Origin of the sequence: Sorangium sp. So ce1036 (assembly GCF_051369805.1) — a bacterium.
Classification (GTDB): domain Bacteria; phylum Myxococcota_A; class Polyangia; order Polyangiales; family Polyangiaceae; genus Sorangium; species Sorangium cellulosum_F.
On the sequence record NZ_JBBMOX010000002.1, the window covers coordinates 945937 to 964340 of the forward strand.

The 18404-nt window shown below is 70.8% G+C and carries 16 protein-coding genes and 1 pseudogene; 8 read left to right on the top strand and 9 right to left on the bottom strand.

Annotated elements, in window-relative coordinates; all coding sequences use genetic code 11:
* Window positions 1-18 precede the first annotated feature (18 nt).
* Both WMF31_RS40520 and WMF31_RS40525 read left to right on the top strand, forming a co-directional pair.
* Window positions 19-384: a GFA family protein gene (locus WMF31_RS40520; protein WP_436607229.1), complete on the top strand. Its 366-nt coding sequence runs from the start codon at window positions 19-21 to the stop codon at window positions 382-384.
* A 169-nt stretch (window positions 385-553) separates the two neighbouring features.
* On the top strand, window positions 554-775 hold the full coding sequence (locus WMF31_RS40525; protein WP_436607230.1) for a DNA-binding protein: 222 nt from the start codon (window positions 554-556) through the stop codon (window positions 773-775).
* 220 nt (window positions 776-995) lie between these two features.
* Here the strand turns inward: WMF31_RS40525 and WMF31_RS40530 are convergent, their stop codons facing one another.
* Window positions 996-1607, bottom strand: coding sequence for an NADPH-dependent FMN reductase (locus WMF31_RS40530; protein ID WP_436607231.1), 612 nt, complete (start codon window positions 1605-1607; stop codon window positions 996-998).
* A gap of 406 nt (window positions 1608-2013) precedes the next feature.
* On the opposite strand from WMF31_RS40530, the gene WMF31_RS40535 reads away from it, so the two are divergent.
* A complete protein-coding gene (locus tag WMF31_RS40535; protein WP_436607232.1) occupies window positions 2014-3981 on the top strand; it encodes a hybrid sensor histidine kinase/response regulator in 1968 nt (655 codons plus the stop codon).
* Between the two features lie 67 nt (window positions 3982-4048).
* Here the strand turns inward: WMF31_RS40535 and WMF31_RS40540 are convergent, their stop codons facing one another.
* The 3 genes and pseudogenes from WMF31_RS40540 to WMF31_RS40550 form a co-directional block, all read right to left on the bottom strand.
* Window positions 4049-4735 (bottom strand): HAD family hydrolase, encoded by a 687-nt coding sequence (locus WMF31_RS40540; protein ID WP_436607233.1) that lies wholly within the window; start codon window positions 4733-4735, stop codon window positions 4049-4051.
* A gap of 178 nt (window positions 4736-4913) precedes the next feature.
* A pseudogene (locus WMF31_RS40545) lies at window positions 4914-5153 on the bottom strand (c-type cytochrome); the annotation flags it as partial.
* 67 nt (window positions 5154-5220) lie between these two features.
* A complete protein-coding gene (locus tag WMF31_RS40550; RefSeq protein ID WP_436607234.1) occupies window positions 5221-5604 on the bottom strand; it encodes a hypothetical protein in 384 nt (127 codons plus the stop codon).
* A 247-nt stretch (window positions 5605-5851) separates the two neighbouring features.
* Between WMF31_RS40550 and WMF31_RS40555 the strand changes: the two genes are divergently transcribed.
* Window positions 5852-6736 carry a hypothetical protein gene (locus WMF31_RS40555; RefSeq protein ID WP_436607235.1) on the top strand — a complete coding sequence of 295 codons (885 nt, stop codon included), beginning with the start codon at window positions 5852-5854 and terminating at the stop codon, window positions 6734-6736.
* Between the two features lie 569 nt (window positions 6737-7305).
* Entirely contained in the window at window positions 7306-8202 is an 897-nt protein-coding gene (locus WMF31_RS40560; protein WP_436607236.1) for a hypothetical protein, read from the top strand.
* Window positions 8203-8936: 734 nt separating this feature from the next.
* Here the strand turns inward: WMF31_RS40560 and WMF31_RS40565 are convergent.
* From WMF31_RS40565 to hsdR, 5 genes are all read right to left on the bottom strand, one after another.
* Window positions 8937-10580 carry a restriction endonuclease subunit S gene (locus WMF31_RS40565; RefSeq protein WP_436607237.1) on the bottom strand — a complete coding sequence of 548 codons (1644 nt, stop codon included), beginning with the start codon at window positions 10578-10580 and terminating at the stop codon, window positions 8937-8939.
* Entirely contained in the window at window positions 10577-12004 is a 1428-nt protein-coding gene (locus WMF31_RS40570) for an N-6 DNA methylase (protein WP_436607238.1), read from the bottom strand. The genes WMF31_RS40565 and WMF31_RS40570 overlap by 4 nt, the downstream gene beginning before the upstream one ends.
* Window positions 12005-12083: 79 nt before the next feature.
* Window positions 12084-12494 (bottom strand): hypothetical protein, encoded by a 411-nt coding sequence (locus WMF31_RS40575; protein WP_436607607.1) that lies wholly within the window; start codon window positions 12492-12494, stop codon window positions 12084-12086.
* A complete protein-coding gene (locus WMF31_RS40580; RefSeq protein WP_436607239.1) occupies window positions 12451-13614 on the bottom strand; it encodes an AAA family ATPase in 1164 nt (387 codons plus the stop codon). Before WMF31_RS40580 ends, WMF31_RS40575 begins: the two co-directional genes overlap by 44 nt.
* Before the next feature lie 95 nt (window positions 13615-13709).
* The gene (gene hsdR / locus WMF31_RS40585) at window positions 13710-17150 is read right to left on the bottom strand and encodes a type I restriction-modification system endonuclease (protein WP_436607240.1); all 3441 of its coding nucleotides are present in this window, start codon (window positions 17148-17150) and stop codon (window positions 13710-13712) included.
* Window positions 17151-17336: 186 nt separating this feature from the next.
* Between hsdR and WMF31_RS40590 the strand changes: the two genes are divergently transcribed.
* The 3 genes from WMF31_RS40590 (at window position 17337) to WMF31_RS40600 (ending at window position 18283) form a co-directional block, all read left to right on the top strand.
* Window positions 17337-17495, top strand: a complete 159-nt coding sequence (locus tag WMF31_RS40590) for a hypothetical protein (protein ID WP_436607241.1) — start codon at window positions 17337-17339, stop codon at window positions 17493-17495.
* A 387-nt stretch (window positions 17496-17882) separates the two neighbouring features.
* Window positions 17883-18044 carry a hypothetical protein gene (locus tag WMF31_RS40595; protein ID WP_436607242.1) on the top strand — a complete coding sequence of 54 codons (162 nt, stop codon included), beginning with the start codon at window positions 17883-17885 and terminating at the stop codon, window positions 18042-18044.
* Entirely contained in the window at window positions 18041-18283 is a 243-nt protein-coding gene (locus WMF31_RS40600; RefSeq protein WP_242515658.1) for a hypothetical protein, read from the top strand. The genes WMF31_RS40595 and WMF31_RS40600 overlap by 4 nt, the downstream gene beginning before the upstream one ends.
* The last annotated feature ends 121 nt before the right edge of the window (window positions 18284-18404 follow it).

The window sequence follows — 18404 nt, forward strand, 5'->3', positions numbered from 1 at the left end:
AGCTGTTACTGCGGGGCCGTGCGTTTCGAGGTCGAGGATGCGTTCCTCTATGCGTTCTACTGCCACTGCTCGCGGTGCCGGCGGCGTACCGGCGCGGCCTGCGCCTCCATCGGCGGGATCGAGATCGACAAGGTCCGCATCGCCGACGGGCGCGACCAGCTCTTGAAGGTCGACGAATCCGAGGATGGGTACCGCTGCCTCTGCGAGCGGTGTTTCTCGCCCATGGTCGACGTGACGCGCGAGCACAGATTCGCACACGTGCAGCTCGGCGCGCTCTCCGGCGTACCGGCGCGTCGACCCGATCACCACATCTACGTCGGCTCGAAGGCGGCCTGGCATACGATCACGGACGCGCTCCCTCGGTTCGAGGAGCTGCCGCCGTAGCCCACCCCGCGCGGCGAGCACCCGAGCCCCGCGGGGCAGCGGCAGCCTGGCCGCGCGCGCGATCTTGTGCCGCGAGCGCGGCCCTGGCATCCTGCGGTCGTGAGGCCGGGCCTCGACGACGCCGCTGGACGTCAGCTCGTGAGCCGGTGACCGACCTGGGATGGGCCGCATGCCGGATCGAGTGAAGGAACAGCCAGAGTCCGCGCTTCCCAAGGGGATCGGGAAGCCAGCGACGCGAGCGCTCGCGACCATCGGCATCTCGCGCCTGGAGCAGGTCACGAGGTTCTCGGAGGCCCAGCTCCTCGCCCTTCACGGCGTAGGGCCGAAGGCGATCAGGATCCTCAAGGCCGCCCTCGACGCGCAGGGAAAATCCCTGGCCAGCGACGCGTAGCGCGATCCTCGCCGCGACGCCGCTCCGGGGACGGGATCGGCGGGAGGCAGCGGCTCGGACGGCACGCCGGCGATCACGACCACGACGCCCTCCGCGCGCTCGTCCACGGAGATCGGAGGCGGTGGAGATCCGCGAGGCGCGGGCGGCGCGCAGGCCGGGAGCGGCGAGGGACGGCGTGCGCACGCCGGCCGAGGCCCGCCGCGCCGGGCGCCCCGTCGCCTTACATCCCGAAGGGGTACTTGGCCAGGTCGATGAGCCCGCTCGCGCGCACCTGCCTCAGCGCCTTCCCGTACTGCACGAGGATCCCCAGGGCGTAGTGGAGCCGCTCGCGGATGCGCTCGTCGTCAGCGGATTGCGGCGCCGACACGTCGTTGAGGAGCTCGCGCACGTTGCGGATGATCACGTGATCCGGGATGTAGCAGAGATAGGTGTTCTTGTAGCTGCTCATGCGCAGCTCGGCGACAGGATAGGTGCCGCCGGGGCCCGCGGAGACCGAGACGATGAGCGCGGGCTTGTGCGCGAGCTCGCCGCGATTGCAGAGGAGAAAGAAGTTCTTCAGCCCGGCGGGGACCATGCCGCCCCACTCCGGCGTCACGACGACGAAGGCGTCGGACGAGGCGAGCTGCGCGGAGATGGGGGACCAGAGGCGCTCCCATTTCTCGGAAGGCTGCCACACCTCCGGCTCCCAGAGCGGGAGCGGGTTGTCGGCGAGATCGAGCGAGTAGGTGGAGGCCACGTCGGTGACCGAGGTCAGCTTGTGCTGCACGTAGCGGGCGACCTTGCCCGACTCGGATCCGGCGCGGTGACTGCCTGAGATAATCGCAAGCTTCATAGGGGGTGCTGTACGTCGTGCGGGCGCCGCGTCCGCGCGCGCTCGCTGTCATGGGTTGAGGGTCCGAAGCGACGAGATGCTACCGTGTCCCGGCGCGGCGGGTGAAGAGTTCCTCATCGGCAGGCCGCAGCGTGTTCATGCCCAGCCGGACGAGGGGACGCGATGCAGGGGCGAGCGCGTCCACGCCTGCGGTCGCGGCCGTCGCGGGCTTGCGGTCGCGGCCGTCGCGGGCCTGCGGTCGCGGCCGTCGCGGGCCTGCGGGCGTGGCCGTCCGGCGCCCCGCTCGATCGATCCCCCCGCGACAAGCGCTGCAAGCGGCGCGCCGTTGATCTACGATGTGCGCGACGTCGCGCGCTCAGCCGTCGGCACGCTGGCCGGCGCTTCGGGGGAGGCGTCACGGGGGGGCGTGAGATCGGCTCAAGACCGGCGGAAAAGCACGGACATCGCGGCGCCGCCCCGCATCGAGGCCTCGGACCCCGGGCGGGCTTGCCCCGCTCCCGGGGGACCTTCCTCGGACCTGTTCAGCGGGGGCGAGCTCTATGCGGCGCTCGAGCAGGCCGGGGTGGCCCTGGCCCAGGGGGAGCCGGCGACGGCGAGGATCCTGCGGGCCAACCGGGAGTTCTGCGAGCTGACGGGCTATTCCGAGGAGGAGCTCCTGGAGCGCACCTTCTTCGACCTCACGCACCCCGAGGATCGCGCGATGGACCACGCCCGGTACGAGCAGGTGGCGCGCGAATGGAAGCGCGAGTGGCGCAGCGAGAAGCGCTACGTCCGCAAGGACGGCGAGATCCGCTGGGTGGCGGTGCGCGGCGCGATGATCTGGGACGAGGACGGGACGCCGGTGCGCACCGTCGGGATCATCATCGACATCACGGGGCTCAAGCGGGCCGAGGAGGCGCTGCGCCGGAGCGAGGACCGCTACCGGTGCCTGGTCGAGGCCACGGCGGAGACGGTCTGGATCACGTCGCCGGACGGGCTCACCACCAGCGAGTCGCCGTGCTGGTACGCCATGACCGGCCAGCGGCCTGAAGAGATGCTCGGCCTCGGCTGGCTGGAGTCCGTTCACCCGGACGACCGCGAGCGCACCCTGCAGCGCTGGACGCACGCGATCGCGACGATGTCGCGCTACGAGACGGAGTACCGGGTCCGCTCCGCCGACGGCGGCTATCGCCTCACGCTGGCGCGGGCGGTGCCCGTCGTGGACCGCGACGGGCGCGTGCGCGAGTGGGTCGGGATGAACATCGACATCACCGAGCGGAAGCGGGCGGAGGAGTCGCTGCGGGAGGCCGATCGCCGCAAGGACGAGTTCCTCGCGATGCTGGCGCACGAGCTGCGGAACCCGCTCTCGGCCATGCAGTTCGCGCTCGGCGTGACGCAGCTCCCCTCGGTGCCCGAGGCGCGGCGGGCGTGGGCGCTGTCGGTGATGCAGCGGCAGCTACGGCAGCTCGGCCGCATGGTCGACGACCTGCTCGACGTCTCGCGGATCACGCGCGGCAAGATCGTGCTGAAGAAGGAGCCGATCGATCTCCGCCACGTCATCCACCAGGCCGTGGCGGCGGCCGGGCCGATCATCGACGCGTCGAGGCACGAGCTCTCGGTGGCGGCGGGCGAGGGGCCGTACTGGGTGTTCGGCGACCCGGCGCGCCTGGAGCAGGTGATCGTCAACCTGCTCACGAACGCCGCGAAGTACACGCGCGAGGGCGGGCGGATCTGGCTCACGGCCGGCCGCGAGGGCGCGGGGGTGGCGATCCGGGTGAGGGACACGGGGATCGGGATCCCCGCGGAGATGCTGCCGCGCATCTTCGACCTGTTCGAGCAGGCGCACCCGACGCTCGACCGCTCGCGCGGCGGGCTCGGGATCGGGCTCACGCTGGTGAAGCGGCTCGTGGAGATGCACGGGGGCGCGGTGTCGGCGGCGAGCGAGGGGGAGGGGCGGGGCAGCGAGCTCACGGTGCGCCTGCCGGTCACGGAGGAGCCCGCGCGTCCGCGGGAGCAGGCCGCGCCGCCCCGGCGCGGGCTCGCGCGCCGGGTGCTCGTGGTGGACGACAACCGCGACCACGCGCAGGGCCTCTCGCTCCTCCTGGAGCAGGCGGGGCACGCGGTCGCGCTGGCCCACGACGGGCCGTCGGCGCTGGAGACGGCGCGGCGCTTCGCGCCCGAGGTGATCCTGCTCGACATCGGGCTGCCGGACATCGACGGCTACGAGGTCGCCCGGCGGCTGCGCGAGGAGCAGGGCGAGCGCGCGCTGCGGATCGTCGCGCTCACCGGCTACGGGCAGCACGACGACCGGCGCAGGTCCAGGGAGGCCGGGTGCGATGCCCACCTGGTCAAGCCGGTGGCGCACGAGGTGCTGCTCGATCAGATCGCGCGCTGAGCGGGGCGGCGTCGTGGGCGCTCGGCGAGGGGAGGCGCGCCCGATCGGCCCGGCCCTCGGGGCGGGCCTACGGCGGGGGTGAATCGCCCGCGCCCCCGGCCAGGGGCGAGGTGTCGAGGCGCGCGAGGAGGTCGGCTGGATCGTCGTAGATCGCGAGGGCGCCCGCGAGGCCGCTGTCGGGCCAGCCGCCCGAGCGGACGGCGATCGTGCGCAGGCCGGCCCTGCCCGCCGCCTCGATGTCGTAGGGCGTGTCGCCGATCATCACGACCTCGTCGGCGGCGAGCCCCAGCTTGTCGAGCGCCGCCTGCACGATGTCGGGATCCGGCTTGGATTGCTCGGCGTCGCTCGCCGACGTGGCGCTCTCGACCACCCCGTCGCCGCCCGCGATCTCGAGCAGCTTGCGCAGCTTCTCCTGCCGGGCCGAGCTGGCGACCGCGATCCTGATCCCGCGGCGGCGGAGCGCCTCCAGGAGCTCCTTCGCGCCCGGGAGCGCGCGGATCTCGGGCAGATACTGCTTCATGAAGATCTCCGAGACGCGCTCGGTGATCCGCTTCCCCTCCGGGCTGTCGCTGGAGATGCCCGTCACCTCCGGGAGGAGCTTGTCGCCCCCCATCCCGATGAGCCGCCGCACCTCGTCGAACCGGGCGTCGTGCCCGAGCTCCTTCAGCGCATCGACCCACGAGCGCGCGTGCGCGTCGTTGCTGTCGACCAGGGTGCCATCGACATCGAAGATCACGCCGCGAATGGCCGCCATGTCCGGGCTCTCCCTCTGTTCCTGGTGCGCCCCCTGGCGCTGCGTGGCGTCGACCTCGGGGCGGCGGCCCGTCCGCCTGACGCGGCCGGCGTGGGGCGGCGCGGCGCCGAGCGCGCCTGACCGGGGCGCGCGCTCGATCGTCCTCCTCGTAGGTCCTGATGGCCAGCATGTAGTCCACGATCGCGTCCACGTCCGCGTCCGAGATCTCCTTTTCGTCGAAGGCCGGCATCGCGCCGGGCCCGCTTCGACTCTGGCGCTCGATCGCGGCCGCGGGCGCCGGCTCGTCGTTGAGCCCCGGCCCGAGCCCACCGGCTCCGCCCGGGTGGCAGCCTGGCCTGCGCCGCGCTGCGCGGCGGTCTGGGCGGCGCCGCGGGCCGGCAACTCGGCGCGCGCTGGGCCGCGGATCTCGTCTATCCAGCGCGGCTTCGAGGAGATGGGGCTGGCGTGAGCGGCTGGGGGCTCGCCTGAGCGGCCGCCCGGATCGATCAGGGGGGAGCGTACTCGATCGCGCTGACGCCCTGGGCTTCGGGGAGCACGGTCACGATCGCCCGCGCCCCGGCGGAGCTCGACGGCAGCGCGGAGCGGACGACGACGAGCCAGGTCCGGTCGCTCCTGCGCGCGACGAGGATGCCGCACCGGTCGCCCGGGGGCGTGCCGAAGCGCGCCCCCGGCTCCTCGACGAGCCGCGCCCGGGAGGCGGCGCAGTCGCGGACGTCGAAGTTGCGATTCGCCAGCGCGGCGATCGCCGCGTTCGCGGCGCGCCGGGGGAGGTCCTCGTCGTCCGCCGGGGTGGCGGGGTCCACGGGCGCGGGGCCGCACGCCGGGGCGAGCGCCGCGAGGAGGAGGGTCCGGAGGGTCCAGCGTGCCATCGCGCGCCTCACGCTCCAGTCGTATCCCGGCGGCGGCCCCACGGGAAGCCCTCTGCCTCGATCCCTCGTCGAGCCCCGTGCCCTGACGTCGGGGCGCACGGCCGCCACACGGCGTGACCAACCCGTCGAGCTGGCCGGAATTCAGGAGCGGGAGGCGGTTGCTCCGCGCTCCGTGCGGGGCCGCCGCAGGCGCCAGGCACGCCGCCTGGAGATCGAGCATGGCTGCAAACCCCCGAGAAACGGTCCGATGCCCTCAATGACCCATGAAGCGCTGGTGGAGCTGTTCAAGAACCGGCCGACGCTGGCCGCCGAGATGCTGCGGGACGCGCTCGGCCAGCCGGTCCCGACGTTCACGGAGGCGCGCGTCGAGTCCTCCGACCTCACCGAGATCGTGCCCTCGACCCGCCGGGCGGATGTCATCGTCGTGCTGCTGGTCGGCGCGCAGCAGCGGCCGGCGATGGCGATCGTGGTGGAGGTCCAGCTCGGCGTGGACCCGGACAAGCCGTACGTGTGGCCGGCGTACGTCATCTTGACGAGGGCCCGGCACCGCTGCCCGACCCGGCTCTTGGTCGTGACGATCGATCCGGAGATGGTGCGCTGGTGCGCGCGGCCGATCGAGACGGGGCACCCTGGCTGGGTGCTGAAGCCGCTGGTGCTCGGGCCCGAGGGCGTCCCGGTCGTCACGGACGTCGAGCAGGCGAAGGCCTCGCCCGAGGTGGCGGTGCTGTCGGCGATGGCGCACGGGCAGGGCGAGGCGGCGGAGGCGATCGGGGTGGCGTTCCTGACGGCGGCGGCCGGACTCGACCAGGAGCGGCGCGCCCTGTACGCGGACGTGGTGCTATCCTCGCTGAACGCAGCGGCGAGGCGGATGCTGGAGGCGATGATGAAGAGCGGATACGAGTTTCAGAGTGAGTTCGCGCGCGGCTACGTGGCGAAGGGCGTCGAGCAGGGCACCCTGAAGGCCAAGGCGCAGGCCGTGCTCGCCGTCCTCGAGGCCCGCGGGCTGGAGGTCCCCGCCGAGGTGCGGGAGCGCGTCCTCGCGAGCACCGACGTTGCCGAGCTCGACCGCTGGATCCGCCGCGCGGCGGTCGTCCACCACGCGACAGAGCTTCTCGCCATCAACGGCTCCTGAACGTCGATGTCGTCCTCGCGGTGATCGAGCGCGCTTCCCGGTCCTGGAAGCAGCCCCTCGAGACCACCGAGGCTCGGCACCGGCTCGCTGCCAGCCTGTGAACCCGGGCGCCGGCCCTGCTGGCCGCGTGAGCGCGTCGGCGCCTGCTCTGCATTGCCGGTAGCTTCCAGCGACGCCGCGCTTGCCGAGGGCGGGCACCGCGCGCCGCGCCGCGCTTGCCGCGGGCGGGCACCGCGCGCCGACGCTGGCGAGGCGGCGCGCTCCCGCCGCGTTGGGTCGCCGCGCCCCGCCTGCGGCCGCTCTCGTGGGGCTCAGGCCAGGCACTCACGCTGCAGCCCGGCCTCGGCGGCCGACGCTCGACTTACCGATACGCCGTCCCTTTCGTGGAGTCCCGTGCCCTGACGTCGGGGCCCACGGCGCTCCCACGGTCATTCCGGGTGACCAACCTGGCGAGCCGGCCGGAATTCAAGAACGGGAGGTAGTTGCTCCGGCCCCTGCGGGAGACACCGCACGAGCCTGGCGCGCTGCCTGAGCTCCAGTGTGGATGTGACTTGCCGGGAGACCCCCCGATGCCCTCAATGACCCATGAAGCCCTGGTAGAGCTGTTCAAGAACCGGCCGACGCTGGCCGCCGAGATGCTGCGGGACGCGCTCGGCCAGCCGGTCCCGACGTTCACGGAGGCGCGCGTCGAGTCCTCCGACCTCACCGAGATCGTGCCCTCGACCCGCCGGGCGGATGTCATCATCGTGCTGCTGGTCGGCGCGCAGCAGCGGCCGGCGATGGCGATCGTGGTGGAGGTCCAGCTCGGCGTGGACCCGGACAAGCCATACGTGTGGCCGGCGTACGTCATCTTGACGAGGGCCCGGCACCGCTGCCCGACCCGGCTCCTGGTCGTGACGATCGACCCGGAGATGGTGCGCTGGTGCTCGCGGCCGATCGAGACGGGCCACCCCGGCTTGACGCTGAGGCCGCTGGTGCTCGGGCCCGAGGGCGTCCCGGTCGTCACGGACGCCGAGCAGGCGAAGGCCGCGCCCGAGGTGGCGGTGCTGTCGGCGATGGCGCACGGGCAGGGCGAGGCGGCGGAGGCGATCGGGGTGGCGTTCCTGACGGCGGCGGCCGGACTCGACCAGGAGCGGCGCGCCTTGTACGCGGACGTGGTGCTATCCTCGCTGAACGCAGCGGCGAGGCGGATGCTGGAGGCGATGATGAAGAGCGGATACGAGTTTCAGAGTGAGTTCGCGCGCGGCTACGTGGCGAAGGGCCGGGAGGAAGGGGTGCGGGAGGGCACCCTGAAGGCCAAGGCGCACGACGTGCTCGCCTTCCTCGAGGCCCGCGGGCTGGAGGTCCCCGCCGAGGTGCGGGAGCGCGTCCTCGCGAGCACGGACCTCGCCGAGCTGGACCGCTGGATCCGTCGCGCTGCGGTTGTTTGCGACGCCCGGGAGCTCCTCGCCACGACCAGCTCCTGAGCGCGCGACCCTGTACGCCCCGGGGGGGGCGGCACGTCTCGGGCGCGTGCCCGTGGAGCGCCCCGCGACCGGGCAGAGGAACCGGACCGGGGATGCTCTTCCCCGGTCGTGGCTCCCGCATTCCCTCGTGGTCCCGCCCCGGGAGCACGCCCCTCCGACGGCGGCGCCGCTGTCGCTGGCACTTCCGCCCCGTCTCGATCTCCCTGCCGCCTCGGAGCGTACAGCGCCCCGGATCTGTGCCAGGACGACCCTGATCTGTGTCAGGTGAGGGTGCGCTGGCACTGGCACAAACGCAATGCATTGCGACACACCGCGTGCCAGTGCACCCCCGGATGCAATGCAGAGCGTCTTCAGGGGGTGAATTTGTGTCAGACGTTGCCATTTCTTTCGATTTTCTGTGCCATCGACCCCCCGGAGGCGCTGTTCGTTGTGCCGGAAGGGGGGTCCGGAGCCCTCCGGACCGCAAATCAGAGCGCGCGCGAGGGGTCGGGACCCCCTCGGGACCGCAAGGCCGAGCGGCCGTCAGGGCTCGGGACCGCCTCGCGGCGGATCGCGGAGCGCATCCGGGGCTCGGGGCCGTGCGCGGCCGCTCGTCCTCGTCCTGCGTCGCCCCCGGGGGCGGCACGGGGCGACGCCGCGGGCTGGCCCTCTGCAAGGGCATCAGCGACGGTCCTGTCGCGTGGCACCGCTGCGCGGAGCACGGCCGCGGGGAGGGCGGCACGAGGAACCGCTGGCTACCCGCGAGAGCGCGCTGGCGCTTGGCCTCGGCGGCTTGCCTGGGGCTCCGCCGTTCGACCGGCGGGGTCGGAGGGGGCAGGGGGCGGGGAGGCGGCGGCGCGGCGGCGGCCGGCGCCGTTCGTGGGCTTGCCGTTCTGCGCGCGCTCGGCGCGGAGGCGCTCGAGGAGGACCGAGGCGGGTTCGTCGTTCGGGTCCTGGGGGACGAGCTCGCCGCGGAAGGCTTTGGCGAGGATGGAGCGGTCGACTGTACCCACCTGTTCCCGTATGTTGCCCATAAGAGTCTCCAAGCGCTCGACGACGACCATCGATCTTGTAAGGTTCCTAATAATCTCGTCCTGCTCCTCCATTGGCGGGACTGGAAGGGGTAAGCGATTCAGGCTGCCAAGGCTGACGTTGTACTGACCGGCTGAAGTTGCAGCCATGCCCTCGATGAAATCTCGGATATGGGGCGAGCTCCAGATCATTGCGATCCACGCCGGAAGTTGGTTGAACGGCAAGAGGCGAAACCGTATGAGATAGGATGCGAAATAGTGCGGTTCCGGGAGGCGCTCATGGACAAGTGCTGCTCGTCCGATAAGATCCTTGCTGCCGTTCGTCCTGACGATTAGTAGATCCCCTGGATGTATAGCGTCATCAGGATTCAGATCGCCACGACGAAGCGCTCGCTTCAGATCGGCTAAATCCAATTTTCCTTTTGCGATATTGGGGATTCGAAGTACCGGAGCGCCTATGCCGCTGTAATCACACTTCTCCGAGGTCCCGTATCCGGTATCCCAGGCCAGCTCGCCCAGGGGAGCCCACTCCCACCCCTCCGGCAGCTCCGGCAGCTCGCTCGCGTCCACCGGCGCCGGCTCCTCGTACTTCTCCTTCCACCGATCGTCCCCCGGCACCTTCCCCTTCGCCCGCATCTTGGCGAGCTCCGCCTCCTCCCACCGCCGCCGCCGCTCGGCGCGGATCCGCTTGAGCAGCTCCTCGGCCGGCTCCACGTCGGGGTTCTTCTCCCGCCAGTCTGCCGTGAGATCGCCGCGGAAGGCGGCTGCGAGCACGGCCTTTCGAAAGCGAGCGAGGAGCGCGGGGATGGCGTCGAGCGCCTCCTTGGCGCGGCGGCTCTTGGTGGTCAGAGCCTCGATCTTGGAGACGATGCGGCGCTGCTCGGCAACAGGAGGAAGCAGGAGCGGAACATCCTTCAGGTCACCTCCAGCAATGCCTACTTGACCGGCAGAAGTCTTCGTCTTTGCCTCAATCGCAGCGCGAGAAATGCCGACACTGACGACCTTTTCGATGAACGAGGGCTCGACGATGGCGCGGCGCACCCGGACACGGATGAGTTTGTCGGGATAGAATAGCGGCCACTCCGGCTCCTCCCTCACCAGTGCGCATGCACCGACGAGCTGAGGATTGCCGTTGTAGCGCGTGAAGAGAAGGTCGTCCTTGTGTACTGAATACGAAGCCCATTGCTCCGAGGAGCCACCGAGAAATCGGGTGTCAGCAATGTCCAGGCGCATCGGGCGAACGGCGCTGATCCTGAGAATAGGATGAGTGCCGTCGTCTGCAGGTTTGGTCGATATCCCGTTGCGAACGTCGTCCGCCAGATCCCCTAAGCGAACGACCATCCACCCCTTCGGAAGCTCGTCACTCACGCCTCCACCCCCAGCTCCGCCTGAAGCCCCTCCATCTCCTCCATCGCCACCCTGAGCTTCTCCAGGATCTCCGCCGCGATCTCCTCCGGCTCCGGCAGGTCATCCGCCCCGTGCACGCTCTCGTCCCTGAGCCACGCGATATCGAGGTTATCCCCCCGCGCCCGGATCTCCTCCCGCGTGAACCGCCGGAACCGCCCCTCCGCCCCCTGATCCTTCCGCTTGCTCTTCCCGTACGGATCGCTCCCGAACGCCTTCTCGAACTCCGCGAAGTGCTGCCGCGTGAGCGGCGTCCGCTTCCCGAACGCCGGCATGTTCGCCCGCAGGTCGTAGATCCACACCGCCTTCGTGTTCCCCTTGTCCTTCCCCGCTTCCCCGCGCGTGAAGAACAGCACGTTCGTCTTCACCCCCTGCGCGTAGAAGATCCCCGTCGGCAGCCGCAAAATCGTGTGCAGCTCGCACTTGTCCATCAGATCGCGCCGGATCTCCGCCCCCGCGTTCTCCTCGAAGAGCACGTTGTCCGGCACCACGATCGCCGCGCGCCCGCCCCGGCGGAGCCCCCGGTACACGTGCTGGAGAAAGGCGAGCTGCTTGTTCGACGTCGGGTACGTGAAGTCGTCCCGCGTCGGCAGGCCGCCGCCCTTCTTGGTCCCGAAGGGCGGGTTCGTGAGGATCACGTCCGCGGGCTCGAGGCCCGCGCCGAGGGGCGAGAGCGTGTCGCCGAGCGCGAGCTCCCCCTCGATGTCGTGGAGCATCAGGTTCATCAGCGCGAGCCGGTGCGCGTCGGGCACCAGCTCCACGCCGCAGAAGGCGTCCCGCTTCTGGAAGCGCTGCTCCCGCTCGCCGAGCTCGAAGAGCTGGTCGGTCTCGGCCTTGATGGCGCGATCCGCCGCGATGAGGAAGCCCGCCGTGCCCGCGGCCGGATCCTGCACCCGCTCGCCCGCCTTCGGCTTCACCAGGTGCACGATGGAGTCGATGAGCGGGCGCGGGGTGAAGTACTGCCCGGCGCCCGACTTCTTCTCGGCCGCGTTCTTCTCGAGCAGGCCCTCGTACAGGTCGCCGAGGCCCTCGGTGCGCGCCGAGTACCAGTCGAGGTCGTCGATCGAGTCGACGAGCTTCTTCAGGTTCCGCGGCTGCGTGAGCATCGTCTGCGCGTTGGCGAAGATCGCCTGCACCCGGCCCGAGCCCCGGGTGCCGAGGTAGAGGAGCAGCTCGCGGTAGAAGGTGAGCTGCTCGACGCCCTCCCGGGCCTCGAGGTCGCCCCAGCGGTAGCCCTTGGGAAGCCCCTTCTCCTGCCCCGTCTCCTTCATCATCTTGAGGAAGAGGAGGTAGGTGAGCTCGGTGACGTACTGGTGGTACGTGATGCCGTCGTCGCGGAGGACGTTGCAGAGGTTCCAGAGCTTCTGGACGATATCCTGGGTTGTCATGGGAGCCGTGCGACGAGAGGGTTACGCCAGGCGGCGGCGGGCGTCCAGATGCGCGCGCCGGCTGCCGCCTCGGCGCGGCTCACAGGTTGCGCAAGGTCAGCGTCTCGCGGCGGATGGTCTGCGCCGGGTAGGTCCATCCGCTGACGTCGCCCGCGTTGAGCGGGTTCGGGATGGCCAGCGCGTCCGAGAGATCCTCGAACAGCGCCCGGGCGAAATGAACCGCTCGAGGATCGGCGCCAACGCCGGGCCAGTCGAGCGCTTCGAGCGCCCGCACGCCCCCGTCGATCTCCTGATACAGCCCCCCTCCGCGGCCGACGAGGAACTCGAGATAGCGCTTCGGATGCCGCTCTTCGCGCCACCAGGGATAGCCGTGCTCCGCCATCTCGGCGTTCTTCTTCAACGCGGCCGGCAGGAACTCGGGATCGTCCGTCTCGAATGCCTCGACGTCATTCCCACGTCGATGAACAGGGATGTCCTGCCGGACACCCACCCGTGTCAGCGCTGGCGAACTCGCCGCCCGTATAGAGCTCGCCGAGCGTGTAGCTGGCCAGCCACTCACGATCACGTAGCTCGTCGAGGCGCACGGGGAGCGCCTCGTGACCGCGCTCCAGGACGAAGATCCGGTCGGGCTCGCCGTTGAACTCGTCGAGCAGCACCGGCGAGTGCGTCGCCAGGAGGATGGTGAGATCGTGCTGCTGCGCCCACGCCCGGGCGAGGCGCACGAACCTCCGGATGGCATAGGGGTGCAGCGAGCTCTCAGGTTCGTCGACGGCGACGAGGCCGCCCGGAGGCGTCGCGGCCACCTGGGCGAGCAAGAGCAACATGGAGAGGAGACCGTTCGCCTCGTGGCTGATCGGATTCGGCACCTCGTCGCCAGGGCGGAACACGCGAGCGGTGATCGTCTGCCCCGCGTCGAAGTCGAGGCCGTCATAGACGCCAGGAAAGGCCACCTTCAGCCCCTCGTCCACGAAGGTGAACCGGGGGACGTCCTCCCTTCGGTCTCGCCATTTCCGGAGCATGGTGAACACGTTGCGCCCGTGCGTGTGCAGGTGACGATCCTCCGTCGCCCTGGAGCCTCCCTCGCGGAGACCGCGGATGTCGGGATCGTAAAAAACCTGGATGTGGCGGACCAGCGTCGCCATCCGCGTCACGTCCTGATCGTCCGGGTGAGCCTCGACCACCAGGCGCAAGCCGAGCCGTTCGGCCGCGGGCGCCGCCAGATCCTGGCGCTGGCCGCGGTAGAAGAAGTTGCCGAGGCTGTCCCGGAGAAAGATGGTCTCACGGCCCCGGGTCAGGCGCTCATCCGTCAGGTGATCGACCGTCGCGGCGCGTGGGATGAGGCGAACGCGCCACGACAGCTCCCCCGCGTCGAGGCCCAGCTCGATCGGTTCGTCCTCGGCAGCCGCATGGCTCCTGAGGTTGTAGCTACCGCCGAGCGACAGCGAGACGGCCTCGGGCAAGCCGCGATCGAAGGCGGTGCGCAGCGTCTTGAGCGCCAGCAGGGCGGTGGTCTTGCCGGCGCCGTTGCCGCCCGTGAGGACCGACACGTCTCGTAGCGGCCAGACGAGGTGGCGCAAGGCGCGGACGTTGCGTGCATGGAGCGTGAGCATGGCTTCGCCTCGGGACGTCGGTGCCGCCGGAGCTTAGCACGCCGTGGGGTCCGCTCCTGCGCACGCCGCTCGCCGCTCGCACGCGCGCGGCGGCGTCACCCCGCGTCCTTCCAGATCTCCTCGCGCAGGTCGCCGAGGAGCTGCTCCAGCCCGCCGCCGAACACCCGGTCGAGGCTCTTGAACCCGCCGTGCGACCTGAACGCCTCGCCCTCGTCGAGCGTCTGGCGGTCGACGACCTTCTCCTTCTTGAGCTGCGCGCCGATGCGCCGCAGCCAGTCGCGCTGCGGCGCCGTCCAGCTCCGGCTCGCGGCGATCTTCTTGAGCGCCCGGTCCACCCGCTCGTCGTACGGCACGAGCGCGTCGCCGAGCGCCGCCTGCCGGATGTAGCCGATGATCGACGCGGCGATGTCGGCGTTCGACCTCTCCCGCCACGCCACCTGGAGCGCCGCCTCGGTGTAGCCCTGCTCGTCGAGCGCGAGCTGGAGCTCCTTGAGCTGCGCGCGCGTGAGATCCCGCGGCCTCTGCGTCACGACGACGAGCGCCGGGATCTTGTTCAGGTTCTCGCGCAGGAAGGCGGTGAACCCCTCGAGGTAGTCCTCCGGGCGCCTGGCCGTGCCGTAGCCGATCTCCGTGCCGACGAGGTGATCGGCGTGCTCGGAGACGAGGAGCGGCCGCGCCTCGGAGACGCCGCCGTCGAGCACGGGGACGAGGTACCGGTGCTCCCGGAACCAGGCCGCCGCCTGCGCCGGCGTCCCTCGCTTGAGCATCTGCCCGAGCTCCTTCGGCGACATCGCGGCGATGCCCTCGAAGCGCCCGAGCTCTGCCCCCTCGAGCGCCTGGCGCCGCCGCTGGAGCTTGGCGATGAGCTGATCGAGCACCACCTGCCGCGCCTCCTCGTCCGGGGCGGTGTCGAGCTCGCCGACGAGCTGCGAGAACGAGATGCTCGGCGCCGGCACGACCGGCTTCATCTCGGTGTACGGCGCGAGCGCGGCGTAGAGGTCCACCGCGTCGAAGATGCGGAATACGGCCTTGCCGATCTCCGGGCACAGCCGTGTGGCCCGACCGAGCATCTGCTCGTACAGGATTCGACTCCTCACGCGCCGCAGGAAGACGAGGTTCGCGATCCGGGGCACGTCGACGCCCGTGGTGAGCAGGTCGACCGTGACGGCGACGCTCGGGAGCTGCTCGTTCTTGAAGCGGCGGAGCAGCTTGAGCGGCTGATCGGCCGCGCCGGTGATCTTGAGCACCGCGTCGTCATCGACGCTCCCGTACTTCTCCGCGAAGGCCTCCTTCAGCAGCCGCACGACCAGGTCGGCGTGGGTGTCGTTGGCGGCGAACACGAGCGTCTTCGCCGCCCCGAGCGGGTCGAGGTGCTTCGCGAGCTCGGCGCAGACCACGCGGTTGAAGTCCTCGGTGATGACCAGCCGGTTGAAGCCGTCGATCTCGATGTTCACCTCGTCCTCGAGGTGGACGAGATCGAGCTGCTGCGTCCCCGGATCGAAGACGTGCACGCTCTCGCCCTTGCCCCAGCGAATGCCCTGCTGGGCGAGGGCGGTGATGATGCGGACGGGCGGCTCGTGGTCGATGAGCTGGCCGTCGATGACCGCCTCGCGGTACGAGTACCGGAACGTGGGGTTGCCGAAGATCTCGGTGGTGTGCAGGGCGGGCGTGGCCGTCAGGCCGATCTTCACCGCGTCGAAGTGGTCGAGGACGCGCCGGTACTTCGAGATGTAGTCGTCGAGATCGCGGAAGCGCAGCTCGGCGTCGCTCATCTCCCGGTCGAGCCCGTAACCCCGGTGGCACTCGTCGACGACGAGGCAGTCGTACTGATCGACCGGCGGCGTATCGCCCGGGCTCGCCGGATCGAGGACGCGCTTGACCATGCCCTGCACGGTGGCGATGTGGACCCGGGTGTCGGGATCCGGCGTGATGTCCTCGAGCGTCTTGAGATCGAAGATCTGGGTGAAGGTCTGGAGGTTCTCGAGCTTGTGATACCCGAAGGCGTCCGCCGTCTGCTCGCCGAGGGCGGTGCGGTCGACGAGGAAGAGCACGCGCCGGAAGCGCTTCGCCTTGAGCAGGCGGTACACGAGCCCGATGGCCGTCCTGGTCTTTCCGGTGCCCGTCGCCATCGCGACGAGGCACGCGGTCTGCCCCGCCTCGATGGCCGCCTCGACCGCCTGGATGGCGCGGATCTGGTAATCGCGCAGGCCGAGGTAGTCCGTGGGCTCGCCGTGCAGCTTCGCGTGCGACTGGGCGACGTCCTGCTTGAGGAGGGCGGCGAGCCCCTCGGGCGAGTACCAGCCGGGCAGCGCGCGCGCGTGGTGGTCGTCGCGGCGCGCGTCGCGGAACCAGATACCGCTCTTCTCGGCGATCTGCTTGAGGTAGGGGCGCCCGTTCGTGGCGAAGAGGAACGGGACCTTGTACCGGTCCCTCCCCCACGGGCCGCCCGGCGCCGCGGCGCCGTCCTGCGCGAGGAAGCCGCGGCTGTAGCGCTTGGCCTGCTCGATGGCGCCGGCCACGTCCTTGCGCTTGCGCTTCGCCTCGATCACCGCCACGGCGTCGTGCCCGACGAAGAGCACGTAATCGGCCGGACCGTTCGCCGTCGGCCACTCGGCGATCGCGCGGTTCTTCCCCTTCTCCGGCCGGCTGCCCCGCTCGAAGCGCAGGTGCTCCGAGTCGGCCTCCCAGCCCGCGTTGCGGAGCTGCTCGTCGATGATCCGGCGGGTGGCGACCTCGTCGAGGTGGACCGCCTGCGCGGCCTCGGCGGCGCGGTCGACCGCGGCCTGGACGACGGCGGGGGGCGCCTGCGCGGCCTGTGCCTGGAGGGCGGCGAGCTCCGCGGCGAGCTGCGCCTTCTGGCGCTCGAACGCCTCGACGTCCTTCGCCCGCCGCTGCTCGGCCTCGGTGGCGAGGGCCTCCCAGAGCGCCCCGTCCTCGGCCGCCTTCCGGGCGCGCTCCTCGGCGGTGAGGCGCTTCTTCGCCTCCTCCTCGGCGGCGGCGCGGACGGCCTCGATATCGACCTTGCTCCTGGCCAGATCGACCTTGCTCCTTTCCAGCTCTCCGCGCAGCTTCTCGAGCTCGGCGGCGAGCTGCGCGTCTTCCTTCGCCGGATCGCGGGGCGGCACGAAGGGGCCGGGGTCGAACTTCCTGTTGTTGCCGAACGAGCGCTGGAACCAGACGGCGAGCTCGCGCGCCATCTTGAGCTGGTGCAGCGCCTCGTGGTGCTCGCCGCGGAGCTCGTGGGCCGCCTGGTTGCCGGCGACGCGGAGGTCGTGGAAGAGCTGCCGGGTGGTCGCGTCGAGCGCGCCCCGCTCGCGGAGGCGGTTGATCAGCGTGGCCTGGCTGTCCTCGGGCGAGGTGTAGAGCCCGAGGCGCGCCGCGGCGCGCTGCGCGAGGATCTCGCCGAACTGCCGCAGCTTCACCAGGCAGGTGTTCGGATCCTCGGCGAAGTACCGCTCCGCCTGCGTCCCGAGCACGACGAGGCGGGGGTCGTGGTGGGCGAGGAAGGCGAAGTTGGGCGAGGCGGAAGGGGGCACGGGATCGGGCTTCCGTGTTGGTGGGGCCACCGTCCCATGAAACACCAGCCGGGGGGGCGAGCGGAAGCGGAACGCGATCGTGCGGGACGGCATCGCGCAAGGAGCGGGGGTTCAGGGGGGCGCCATCTGTGGGAGTTAGGTCGAGATGGGCCGAGATGGGCCGTCGATGCAGGTGGTGCTCGGAGGATGTGCGCTGGAGCGAGCCTTCGGGGGCCCTTCGATGAGCCGGACGCCACGACGGCGCCCGAGGCGCGCGACGGCTACAACACCGACATCCTCTCCCAGGCCGCGGCCACGGCGGCGCTGTTGGCCCGCGACGAGGCGAGGGAGAGCTGGAAAAGGTGATCGCCGAGCGAGCCCGCCTCGCCGGGGTGCTCCGGCAACTCGGCTTCACGGTCGCGCCGGCGGCCTCGCGCTCGATCGAGCGCCCTCCCGGCGCGCGGCGTCGCTGAGCGACCTGCACCCCTGTGTGCGCGGCGCGCGGCGACCACGCCCGCAGCGCCATTCATCCCCTCCGGATCCAGCAAACTCGCGGTCGCCATGAGCAGCGGCCATCGCGCACGAGCGCGATGAAGATGGAATCCGCGCACTCGACGCCTGTCACCGCCGACGGACCGCGCATGCGCGGCTCACCCGATGGAGCGATCATGAACTCTCTTACTTGCGCAGGAAGGCCGGCGTCCATCACTTTTGGATTCGCGCCATAACGAGAAGACATTGAAAGGTCTTGCCATGAAGATGCATCTCACCGCGCTGTTCGTGCTCGCTGGAGCGGCGGTCCCGCTCGGCCTGACCGCGCTCTCTTGCAGCTCGGCCGACCGGGACGAGGGAGCAGCGCACGTCGCCTCCGCCGAGGACGAGGGAGCAGAGCACTGCACTCGCCCCGAGAGATGAGGATCGACCCCTTCCAGGCGAACCGCGCGCCTGGCGACGCGTACAGGACGATGAACCTGGAGGCCCTCTTCGTCCGGGAGCGAGGGCTGTTCATGCGGCCGGAGAACAAGGGTCAATTCTACCATGATGGCCGCTTCGAGACGCTGCTGGACGTCGTGCGGAGCTACGACAGGCGATTCCGCCTGAGGCTCGATCCCCGCGAGCAGCGCCAGCTCGTGGAGTACCTGAAGTCGCTCTGATCGGGCAGGTCGGGGTGGACGGCCCCGGCCGAGAGCACACCCCGTCGAGCGGGAGGAGCCGTCTCGCGCAGAGGGGGCGCCGTCTGACCTCATGGCGCGAAAGGCGCCCGGCCTGCCATCG

Bases quoted from the DNA above. Each gene is read 5' to 3' on its own strand.
- WMF31_RS40525 (WP_436607230.1), top strand. From the start codon at position 554: ATGCCGGATCGAGTGAAGGAACAGCCAGAGTCCGCGCTTCCCAAGGGG.
- WMF31_RS40530 (WP_436607231.1), bottom strand. From the start codon at position 1,607: ATGAAGCTTGCGATTATCTCAGGCAGTCACCGCGCCGGATCCGAGTCG.
- WMF31_RS40540 (WP_436607233.1), bottom strand. From the start codon at position 4,735: ATGGCGGCCATTCGCGGCGTGATCTTCGATGTCGATGGCACCCTGGTC.
- WMF31_RS40550 (WP_436607234.1), bottom strand. From the start codon at position 5,604: ATGGCACGCTGGACCCTCCGGACCCTCCTCCTCGCGGCGCTCGCCCCG.
- WMF31_RS40555 (WP_436607235.1), top strand. From the start codon at position 5,852: ATGCCCTCAATGACCCATGAAGCGCTGGTGGAGCTGTTCAAGAACCGG.
- WMF31_RS40560 (WP_436607236.1), top strand. From the start codon at position 7,306: ATGCCCTCAATGACCCATGAAGCCCTGGTAGAGCTGTTCAAGAACCGG.
- WMF31_RS40570 (WP_436607238.1), bottom strand. From the start codon at position 12,004: ATGACAACCCAGGATATCGTCCAGAAGCTCTGGAACCTCTGCAACGTC.
- WMF31_RS40580 (WP_436607239.1), bottom strand. From the start codon at position 13,614: ATGCTCACGCTCCATGCACGCAACGTCCGCGCCTTGCGCCACCTCGTC.
- WMF31_RS40590 (WP_436607241.1), top strand. From the start codon at position 17,337: ATGTGCGCTGGAGCGAGCCTTCGGGGGCCCTTCGATGAGCCGGACGCC.
- WMF31_RS40595 (WP_436607242.1), top strand. From the start codon at position 17,883: ATGAAGATGCATCTCACCGCGCTGTTCGTGCTCGCTGGAGCGGCGGTC.
- WMF31_RS40600 (WP_242515658.1), top strand. From the start codon at position 18,041: ATGAGGATCGACCCCTTCCAGGCGAACCGCGCGCCTGGCGACGCGTAC.